The following is a 10391-nucleotide window of genomic DNA, read 5'->3' as shown; positions in this document are numbered from 1 at the left end:
TCGACGACGCTCTCGCCCTGCTCTACCTGCTGGCGAGTCCGGAAGCGGAGATCGCCGCGGTGCTCTCCACCGCCGGGAACGTGCCCGTCCCGCAGGTGACCGCGAACAACCTGGCGTGGCTGCAGGTGTGCGGCAGGCCGGACATCGAGGTCGCCGTCGGATCGGCGGCCCCACTCGTCGCGCCGCTGATGACCACCGAGGACACGCACGGTCCGCGCGGCGTCGGTTACGCCGACCTGCCCGCCCCCGGTCACGGCCCGTCGGGCCGCAGCGCCGCCGAGGCGTGGGTGGAGCTGACCCGCGCCCACCCCGGCGAACTCGTCGGCCTCGTCACCGGTCCGCTCACCAACCTGGCGCTGGCCGTCCGGCTCGATCCGCAACTCCCCCACCGGCTGCGCCGCCTGGTCGTGATGGGCGGGGCGTTCAACTACCCGGGCAACACCACACCCACCTCGGAATGGAACATCGCGGTGGATCCGGAGGCCGCGAAGGCGGTGTTCGACGCATTCTCCGCCGTGGCACCCGACCGCCGGCCGATCGTGTGCTCCCTCGACACCACCGAGTCGATCGCGATGCGGCCCGATCACCTGCGACGTCTGGCCGAGGCCGCGGGAAGCGTCCCGGCCGAGCTCCTCTCGCCGGACGATCCGCGCGGTCTGCGCTCGCGGGCGTCCAACCCGATCGTGCGGCACCTGTCCGATGCGCTGCGCTTCTACATGGAGTTCCACCGCGACCAGGGTCAGGGCTTCCTGGCCCACGTCCACGATCCGTTCGCGGCGGCGGTCGCCCTCGGAACGGTGCCCTTCACCACCCGCCCGGCGACCGTCGACGTCGAACTCGACGGCCGGCTCACCCGCGGCACCACCGTCGCCGACTGGTCCGGCATGTGGGGCCGGCCGCCGAACGCCGAGATCGTCGTCGCCACGGACCCGCAGGTCTTCTTCGATCACCTCGTCGAACGGGTCGGCGCCCACGTCGCGGCCCGGTTCCGTCCGGCCTGACCCGCACTCGCGCGTGCGTGTGGCCGAATGTCACACCGGTTCGATCTGATCGACCCGGTGTGACATTCGGCCACAGTGGATTCCGCGAGCGGTACCGCGTCAGGCGCGCGCCAGGACCTTCGCCTCCTCGACCACGACGGCAGGTTTCGCGTCGGCCGGGCCGTGGCCGTCGTCGACCATCGTCTCCTCGTCGAACGGGATACGGCCGGCGAGGACGTCGCGGACGCGACCGCGGTCGACGGTTCCGGTCCACGTTCCCACCAGCAGGGTGGCGACGGCGTTGCCGGAGAAGTTGGTGACCGCGCGCGCCTCGGACATGAACCGGTCGATGCCGACGATGAGGCCGACGCCGTCGAGCAGCTCCGGACGGTGGCTCTGCAGGCCGCCGGCGAGCGTGGCCAGGCCCGCCCCGCTCACCCCGGCCGCGCCCTTCGACGCGACGATCATGAACACCAGCAGGGAGAGCTGCTCGGCCAGCGACAGCGGCGAACCGAGCGCGTCGGCGATGAACAGCGAGGCCATCGTCAGGTAGATGGCGGTGCCGTCCAGGTTGAACGAGTAGCCGGTGGGCACGACGACACCGACGGTCGTGCGCTCGACCCCGACATGCTCCATCTTCGCGATGAGCCGCGGCAGCGCGGACTCGGACGAGGACGTCGCGAAGATCAGCAGGTACTCGCGGGCCAGGTACTTGACCAGCTTGAAGATCGACACCCCGGCCACCATCCGCAGCAGGGAGCCGAGCACACCGAACACGAACAGCACGCACGTGAGGTAGAACCCGATCATCAGGGTGCCGAGCTGGACGACCGCGCCGAGACCGGTCTGCCCGACCACGTTGGCGATGGCGCCGAAGGCACCGATCGGAGCGAGCCACAGGATCATCGACAGGATCTTGAACACGAGCTTCTGCACGTAGCCGATGCCGCGCAGGACCGGCTCGCCGGACTTGCCGAGTGCCTGCAGCGCGAAGCCGACCAGCAGCGCGACGAACAGGGTCTGCAGCACACTACCCTCGGTCAGCGCCGACAGCAGCGACGTGGGGATGATCGACGCGACGAAGTCCATGGTCCCGCCCGCGGCATGGGCTTTGTCGGCCAGCGCGGCGCCGGCGCCGGCGGCCTCCGGGGACAGGTTGAGGCCGCTGCCCGGATCGAGCAGGTTGCCCACCCCCAGGCCGATGCCCAGCGCGACGGTGGACATGCCGAGGAAGTACACCATCGCCAGGCCGCCGACCTTGCCGACGCTGGCAGCGGCCCGCACCGAGCCGATGCCGAGGACGATCGTGCAGAAGATGACCGGGCTGATCATCATCTTGATGAGGTCGACGAACATCGTGCCGAGGACGCCGAACGACTTGCCGACGTCCGGGGCGAGCCAGCCGACGAGGACGCCGGCCACCACTGCCACGATGACACCGACGTAGAGCCAGTGCGTGCGGTCTCTGCGCTGGGCCGGTGGCGTGGCGCCGGGTGCCCGGGAGTCTGGTGACGTGCTCATGGCGGATCCTCTCGGATGGGCGGTTCGGGGGCTTCGTGATCGCGGTCACGTTCCTGATAGAAATGGTGGTGTCGCAGCCTCACCCGGTGAAGGTTGCGTTCATTTCGTTCAGGTGATGTCGCGCTCACGAGGCGGACCCACCGGCATCCGGAAGGAGTACGCCCGTGCCGCCGACCGCGCACCGGCCGTCGATGAGCGTGGCGCGTCAGCTGCTGGTGCTGCAGCTGGCGGTGCTCGCCCTGGTCATCGCCGCAGGCACCGTCCTCGTCGGGATCGACGAACGCCGCGACAGCGACGACGCCACCCGCCGCACCGTCCTCGGCATCGCCGAGGCTCTCGCGGGCTCCGATTCGACGGCCGCGGCGTTGCGGACGCCGGATCCGACGGCGGTGCTGCAGCCGCGCACCGAACGGATCCGCGAGGCGACCGGTACCGATTTCATCGTCGTGATGGCGCCGGACCGCACCCGGTACACCCACACCGATCCCGCCATGATCGGTCTGCCGTTCAGCGGCAACATCGACGCTGCGCTCGACGGCACGGCGTTCACCGAGACCTACGCCGGTTCGCTCGGCCCGTCCATCCGGGCCGTGGCGCCGATCCTCGACGGCGGGCAGGTCGTCGGTCTCGTCTCCGTCGGCGTCACCCGCGCGCGGGTCGCCGACCAGTTCGCCCGCGGGCTGCCCGCCCTACTCGGTCTGTCGGCCGCGGCCCTGGCCGTCGCCGCGGCCGGCGCCGTGCTCGTCAGCCGGCGCCTGCGCCGCCAGACCCTCGGACTCGCGCCGGACGAACTGCGCCGGCTCTACGAGCACCACGACGCGGTCCTCCACGCGATCGGGGAGGGCCTGATCGTGATCGGCACCGACGACCCCGCCCGCGTGGAGGTCGTCAACGACGAGGCGCGGCGCCTCCTCGGTCTCGGCGACGGCCCGGTCACGACGGACGATCTGCCCGAGGCGCTGCGGGTGGCCGGCCCGGACGCGGACGCCCGCGGTGACGTACTTCTCACCGAGGACCGCGTCCTGGTCGTCGACCGCAGCCCGGTGCAGTGGGAGGGCCGGCGGATCGCCACGGTGACGACGTTGCGGGATCGCACCGAGCTACGTACGGTGCTGGGCGAACTGGACTCGGTCCGCGGTTTCGCCGACGCGCTGCGCGCACAGGCACACGAGTCGGCGAACCGGCTGCACACCATCGTCACGATGGTCGAACTGGGACGTCCCGAGGAGGCGGTCGCGTTCGCGACGGAGGAACTGCGCCTGTCGCAGCAGCTCATCGACCGGCTCACCGCGTCGGTGCAGGAACCCGCACTCGTCGCCCTGCTGCTGGGGAAGATCAACGACGCCGCCGAACGCGGCGTCGAACTGACCGTCACCGACGACACCGCGCTGGGCCCGACCCCCCTCGGCACCCGCGACCTGGTGACACTCGTCGGCAATCTGGTGGACAACGCCATCGACGCCGCCCGGGCCGTCGACGAACCGTGGGTGGAAGTGACGATACGACAGGATGATTCGAACATGATCGTCGAAGTGGCGGACAGCGGACCGGGGATGTCGCCGGAAACCCTCGCCCGCGCCATGACGCGGGGCTACTCCACGAAGGCAGACCACCACGGCCTGGGGCTGGCCCTCGTCGCGCAGGTGGTGACGCGGCACCGCGGCCCCCTGCGTACCGAGCCGTCGCTGGGGTCGATGGTCGTCGCCGAGATCCCCCTGCAGGCCGAGCACGCAGGCGGCGCACCGTGATTCGCGTCCTCGTCGTGGAGGACGAGCCTCGCATCGCCGACGCCCACCGCGCGTACGTCGATCGACTGCCGCAGTTCACGGTCGTCGCCGTCGCCGGCACCGGCCGGAACGCGCTGCGTGCCGTCGCGGAGGCCGCGAAGGCCGGTGAGCCGGTGGATCTGGTGCTGCTGGACATCGGGCTGCCCGACATGAGCGGCCTCGACGTCGCGGCGGCGCTGAGCGGGATCCGGCCGAGCCCGGACATCATCGCCGTGACCTCCGCGCGCGACCTCGAGGTCGTTCGCACCGCCGTCGCCCGGGGCATCGTGCTCTACCTGCTCAAGCCCTTCACCTTCGCCGCCCTGAGCGACAAGCTCGACCACTACCTGGCCTACCGCAAGGCGCTCGGCGCGTCCGGCGCGGCCGCCGGCCAGCACGACATCGACCGGGCGATGGCGGCGCTGCGGACCTCCGATCCGCGTGCGTCGTCCCCGAAGGGCGTCGCGCCCCACACTCTCGATGCGGTCGCCCGGTGTCTGCGGGAGGCGTCGGGCCCGCTGACGGCCGCCGAGGTGGGCAGCGCAGTGGGCGTGTCGCGGGTGACGGCGTGGCGGTACCTCGAACGCCTGGCCGACGACGGCGTCGCCGCCCGGCACACCGAGTACGGTCGCGCCGGCCGTCCGCAGATCCGCTACGCCCCGCGCTGAACGAGGGGCCGCCCCGGGGAGCCGCCCGTGGACCGAATGTCACATTGCGTCGATGACATCGACGCAATGTGACATTCGGCCACCAGGCATTCGGCCACCAGGGCGTTGGGCCACAACAACGTTCAGGGACGATATGCGCCCGACGTCTCGAGGACCCACGCGAACTCGAAGGCGACCTCGCGCCACTTCTCGTACCGGCCGGACACGCCCCCGTGGCCGGCGCTCATCTCCGTCTTGAGCAGCAGCGGCGCGTCGCCGGTCTTCGTCGCGCGCAGCTTGGCCACCCACTTGGCGGGTTCGACGTAGAGCACCCGGGTGTCGTTGAGGCTGGTGATCGCGAGGATCGCCGGGTAGTCCTTCGCCTCGACGTTCTCGTACGGGCTGTACGAGCGCATGTACTCGTACACCTCGGGGTTGTCGAGCGGGTTGCCCCACTCGTCCCACTCGATCACCGTGAGCGGCAGCGACGGGTCCAGGATCGAGGTGAGCGGGTCGACGAACGGCACGTTCGCGAGGATCCCGGCGAACAACTCCGGCGCGAGGTTCGCCACCGCACCCATGAGCAGTCCGCCCGCACTGCCGCCGTCGGCGACGAGGCGGTCGGGCCGGGTGACGCCGATGTCGATCAGATGCCGGGCGCAGGCGACGAAATCGGTGAAGGTGTTCTTCTTCGCCAGCGTCTTGCCGTTCTCGTACCAGTGCCGGCCCATCTCGCCGCCGCCCCGCACGTGGGCCACCGCGAAGACCATCCCCCGGTCGAGGAGCGACAGCCGCGCCACCGAGAAGCCTGGGTCGATGCTGGCCTCGTACGACCCGTACCCGTAGAGCAGCGCCGGCGCATTCGCGGGCGCACCCTTGCGGGCCACGATCGACAGCGGGATGCGCGTGCCGTCCTCTGCCACCGCCCAGTCCCGGCGCTGCTCGTAGTCCGACGGATCGAAGTCACCGAGCACCGGCTGGGCCTTGCGCAGCAACAGTTCTCCGGAGTCGACGACGTAGTCGTAGACGCGGCTGGGGGTGATGAACGACGTGACCCCGAGCCGCAGCATCGGCTGGTGCCATTCCGGGTTCGCACCCGGACCGACGGCGAACAGTTCCTCGTCGAACTCGAGTTCGGTCAGCTCGCCGTAGCCGTCGGCGGTCAGCGGCCACACCGCGAGCCGGGTCAGCGCCTCCCGCCGGTAACCGAGCACGAGATGCCCGGCGAACGCGTCGACGTCCTCGAGGCGCACGTCGTGCCGGTGCCCGATCAGAGTGCGCAGAGCAGACGGATCGTCCACGGGTGCCTCGGCGAGAACGAAGTTCTCCGCCTTCTCGCGCGTGATCTCACCCGTCGCGTCGTCCACCACCTCGACGACGTCGTTGTGCATGACCAGGAACCGGTCCTCGCCGCCGACGACGGCATGCTCGGCGCCGTACTCGACCCCCTCGCGCCGCGGCAGCAGCACCCGGAACTCGCCGGTGGGGTCGGCGGATTCGAGTACCCACCCCTCGGTCGTGATCTTGGATCCCACCCAGATCATCAGGTACTTCTCGCTGCGGGTGGTGCCCACGGACACCCAGAACCGCTCGTCGGACTCGTGGAAGACCCGGACGTCCTCGGTGTGGGACGTACCCAGGCGGTGGCGCCACACGGTGTCCGGTCGCCAGGACTCGTCCACGGTGAGATAGAAGATGTGGCTGTGGTCGATCGCCCACGTCGCGCCGGGTGCGGTCCCGGGGATTTCGTCGGCGAGCAGCTCACCGGTGCCGAGGTTCTTGAACCGCAGCGTGTAGCGCTCGTCGCCGACGACGTCGACCGAGTAGGCGAGCAGCGTCCCGTCGTGGCTGATCGAGAACGCACCGAGGGAGAAGAACTCGTGCCCGGCGGCCTCGACGTTGCCGTCGAGCAGCACCTGCTCCCCGGGCAGTTCCACACCCGGTGCCAGCTCCGGCGGATTCCAGTCGTCGGGGTCGGAGATCGGGCAGCGGCACTGGATGCTGTACTGCTTGCCCTCGGCGGTCCGGGCGTAGTACCACCAGTCCCCCATGCGGGTGGGCACCGACATGTCGGTTTCCTGCGTGCGGGACTTGATCTCCTCGAAGATCTTCTCCCGCAAGGGCGCCAGGTGCGCGGTCTGCTTCTCGGTCCACGCGTTCTCGGCCTCGAGGTGGGCGATGACCTCGGGGTTCTCCTTGTCGCGGAGCCACTCGTACTCGTCGACGAACGTGTGCCCGTGATGCACCCGCTCGGACGGCACCCGCTTGGCGATCGGCGCGGTCATGCGCTCGGCTCCAGCCAGTCGGAGAACGACAGACCCGAGATCCGTTCGTAGGCTTCGATATACCTCTCACGGGTGGCGTCGACGATGTGCTGCGGCAGGGGCGGCGGCGGGGTGTCGGAGGTGCGGTCCCATCCGGACTCGGGACTCGTCAGCCAATCGCGCACGAACTGCTTGTCGAAGCTGGGCTGCACCTTGCCCGGCTCGTACCCCTCGGCGGGCCAGTAGCGCGACGAATCCGGGGTGAGCACCTCGTCGGCGAGGACGAGGTGCCCGGCGCCGTCGAGTCCGAACTCGAACTTCGTGTCGGCCAGCAGGATGCCCTTGTCCGCCGCGTACATCGCGGCGCGGCCGTAGATGTCGAGGGTGTCCTCGCGCAGCTTCACGGCGAGATCCTGGCCGACCTTGTCGACGACCTCGTCGAAGGTGATGTTCTCGTCGTGGTCGCCGAGTTCGGCCTTGCTCGCGGGAGTGAAGATCGGATCGGGCAGCCGGCTGGCCTCCACGAGGCCGTCGGGCAACGGGACGCCGCACACCCCACCGGTCCTCCGGTAGTCGATCAGGCCCGATCCGGTGAGGTAGCCGCGGGCGACGCACTCGATCGGCACCATCTTCAGCCGTTTGACGACGAGGGCGCGGCCGAGGACCTCGGCGGGGATGCGGTCGTCGTCGGGCTCACCGGCGAGGTGATGGTTCACCTCGAGCAGGTTGAAGAAGAACACGCTCATCGCGGTGAGCACCCGGCCCTTGTCGGGAATCGGGGTGTCGAGCACGTGATCGTATGCCGAGATCCGGTCGCTGGCCACGAGGAGCAGGTGCTCGTCGTCTATGACATACAGGTCCCGGACCTTGCCGCCGGCGAGGTGGGGGTAGGACTCGAGTGATGGACGCACGGTGCCACCCTAGTGCGCCGCCCGGACCTGCACGGCACCCCCGCCCGATCCCGGGATCGTTCACGACGACAATGATCGTGACCGGAACCCCACCCCGAACAGGAGCGTGATGTCGGCGGCACCCCGGATCGACGTGGGTCTGCGCTCGGAACGCGGACCGATTCTCGCGGCCCTGATGCTCGCCACCGCGCTCGTCGCACTCGAGAGCACCGTCCTGGCCACCGCCGTTCCGACCGTCGTCGCGGACCTCGGTGGCTTCACGCAGTTCCCGTGGCTGTTCTCGAGTTACCTGCTCACCCAGGCCGTGCTCGTGCCGGTGTACGGCAAGTTGTCGGACGTGTACGGGCGCAGACCCGTGCTGGTGTTCGGGATCGCGCTGTTCGCCCTGGGCTCGGCGCTGTGCGCGCTGGCATGGAGCATGCCGGCCCTGATCGCGTTCCGCGCGGTACAGGGACTGGGCGCGGGGGCCGTGCTGCCGATGGCGCAGACCATCGCCGGCGACATCTACACCGTCGCCGAACGCGCGAAGGCCCAGGGCTACCTCGCGAGCGTGTGGGGCATGTCGGCGATCGTCGGCCCCGCCGTGGGCGGGGTCTTCTCCGACTTCGTGTCGTGGCGGTGGATCTTCTGGATCAACCTGCCGCTGTGCGCGCTGGCCGTGGCGGTGCTGCTGAGGGCGTTCACCGAGTCACGGCCCTCCGGGCCGCGGCGGCCGGTGGACCGGGCCGGTGCCGCGACGCTCGCGGCGGGCTCCGGACTGCTGATCCTGGGTCTGCTCGAGGGTGGGCAGGCCTGGGCGTGGGCGTCGGCGCCGAGCGTCGGGGTGTTCGCGGCCGCCGCGACGCTGCTGCTGCTGTTCGTGTGGGTGGAGCGACGCGCGGCGGAGCCGATCCTGCCGCCGTGGGTTTTCGCCCGCCGCGTCGTGCTCACCAGCAGCGCGGTCGCTGCTCTCGTCGGCGCCGTGGTGCTGGGCCTGACCTCCTACGTGCCGGCGTTCGTGCAGGGGTCGCTGGGCACCACGGCGCTGGTGGCGGGATTCACCCTGTCGACGATGACGATCGGCTGGCCGCTCGCGGCGGCGCGCTCCGGCTGGTTCTACCTGCGGATCGGGTTCCGCAACACCGCGATGATCGGCTCCGTCCCGGTGCTGGCCGGCACCGGTCTGCTGACGCTGCTCGACGAGCGGTCACCGGTGTGGCAGGTCGCGGGGTGCTGCGTACTCGTCGGTCTCGGGATGGGCCTGATCGCGAGCCCGGCGCTGATCTCGGCGCAGTCGAGCGTGACGTGGGCCGAGCGTGGGGTGGTGACGGGGGCGTACTCGTTCGCCCGCTCGATCGGCAGCGCCGTCGGGGTCGCGGTCTTCGGGGCACTGGCGAATGCGGCCGCGCACGACGTCGCCGGCTCGGGACCGCTCGCGCCGGAGCAGCTCGCCGACGCGGTGGCGCCGGTGTTCGTCGCCCTTCTCGTGACCGCGGTGGCCCTGGCCGTGACGGCCGCCACGATGCCGAACCGGCCTGCGGAACAACCCGACCCCACCTAGATTGGAAAGGCTCACCTAAGGTGTGGGGTATGTCGAACGAAGACGGGCTGCTGCCCAGCGTCATCGAAGTCGCGAAGGTCGAGGACATCACCCCCCGCATGCGCCGCGTCACGTTCGCCGGACGCGGCGTCGAGGTCTACGCGAGCGACCCGACCCGGGTGCCCAACATCAAGCTGATCTTCCCGCGCGCGAACGGTGACCTCGACCTGCCCGTCAACACCGGCGGCCGGCGCCTCGAGTGGCCCGACCCCACGCTCAAGGCGCAGGTCCGCACCTACACCGTGCGGCGACTCGACCCCGCGGCCGCCGAGATGGACGTCGACTTCGTCCGGCACGGCGACGAGGGCCTGGCCAGTGCCTGGGCGGAGCGGGCCCGTCCCGGCGATCGCCTCGCGGCGGCCGGCGGCGGCGGGATCGTCGCGCCCCCGGCCGACTGGTACCTGATCGTCGGCGACGAGACGGCGCTGCCCGCGATCGGCCGCATGCTCGAACGCCTCCCCGAGGGCGCCCGGGGCACCGCCGTCGTCGAGGTCGCCGACGAGGGCGAACACCAGGACCTGCGCTCCCCCGCCGACATCGAGATCCGCTGGGTGCACCGCGACGGCGCCCCCGCGGGCACCACCACGCACCTGACCGACGCGGCGACCGCCGTGCCGATCCCCGACGGCGAACTGAAGCGATTCGCGTGGGTGTCGGCCGAATCGAAGACCGTGCTGCGGATGCGCAGCTACCTGCGCCACGAGGCCGGCTTCGACCGCCGGT

8 protein-coding genes are annotated in these 10391 nt (G+C 70.6%); 5 read left to right on the top strand and 3 right to left on the bottom strand.

Going from position 1 to position 10391, the window contains the following annotated elements:
* The coding region (locus tag OEY_RS0110275; RefSeq protein WP_010593794.1) for a nucleoside hydrolase at nt 1-1001 on the top strand (1001 nt) is incomplete at its 5' end.
* A 99-nt stretch (nt 1002-1100) separates the two neighbouring features.
* On the opposite strand, the gene OEY_RS0110270 is transcribed toward OEY_RS0110275, so the two are convergent.
* On the bottom strand, nt 1101-2501 hold the full coding sequence (locus OEY_RS0110270; protein ID WP_026137724.1) for a cation:dicarboxylate symporter family transporter: 1401 nt from the start codon (nt 2499-2501) through the stop codon (nt 1101-1103).
* Between the two features lie 191 nt (nt 2502-2692).
* On the opposite strand from OEY_RS0110270, the gene OEY_RS0110260 reads away from it, so the two are divergent.
* Together OEY_RS0110260 and OEY_RS0110255 are read left to right on the top strand one after the other, a co-directional pair.
* Nucleotides 2693-4249 carry a sensor histidine kinase gene (locus tag OEY_RS0110260; RefSeq protein ID WP_043805153.1) on the top strand — a complete coding sequence of 519 codons (1557 nt, stop codon included), beginning with the start codon at nt 2693-2695 and terminating at the stop codon, nt 4247-4249.
* The gene (locus OEY_RS0110255; protein ID WP_010593791.1) at nt 4246-4935 is read left to right on the top strand and encodes a response regulator; all 690 of its coding nucleotides are present in this window, start codon (nt 4246-4248) and stop codon (nt 4933-4935) included. Before OEY_RS0110260 ends, OEY_RS0110255 begins: the two co-directional genes overlap by 4 nt.
* 122 nt (nt 4936-5057) lie before the next feature.
* Here OEY_RS0110255 and OEY_RS0110250 read toward each other — a convergent pair whose 3' ends face one another.
* Nucleotides 5058-7199, bottom strand: a complete 2142-nt coding sequence (locus OEY_RS0110250) for a S9 family peptidase (protein WP_010593790.1) — start codon at nt 7197-7199, stop codon at nt 5058-5060.
* Nucleotides 7196-8089 (bottom strand): phosphoribosylaminoimidazolesuccinocarboxamide synthase, encoded by an 894-nt coding sequence (locus tag OEY_RS0110245; RefSeq protein ID WP_010593789.1) that lies wholly within the window; start codon nt 8087-8089, stop codon nt 7196-7198. Before OEY_RS0110245 ends, OEY_RS0110250 begins: the two co-directional genes overlap by 4 nt.
* 109 nt (nt 8090-8198) lie before the next feature.
* Between OEY_RS0110245 and OEY_RS0110240 the strand changes: the two genes are divergently transcribed.
* Both OEY_RS0110240 and OEY_RS0110235 read left to right on the top strand, forming a co-directional pair.
* Complete coding sequence (locus tag OEY_RS0110240) at nt 8199-9629, top strand: MDR family MFS transporter (RefSeq protein ID WP_010593788.1); 1431 nt, start codon at nt 8199-8201, stop codon at nt 9627-9629.
* Between the two features lie 29 nt (nt 9630-9658).
* Nucleotides 9659-10391 (top strand): siderophore-interacting protein (locus tag OEY_RS0110235; protein WP_010593787.1); only part of this gene is annotated, 733 nt, incomplete at its 3' end.

Origin of the sequence: Rhodococcus sp. P14 (genome assembly GCF_000256505.1) — a bacterium.
Lineage (GTDB): Bacteria > Actinomycetota > Actinomycetes > Mycobacteriales > Mycobacteriaceae > Rhodococcus > Rhodococcus ruber.
The sequence above is the reverse complement of the archived record's forward strand: the minus strand, read 5'-3'. Positions and strand labels throughout refer to the sequence as shown.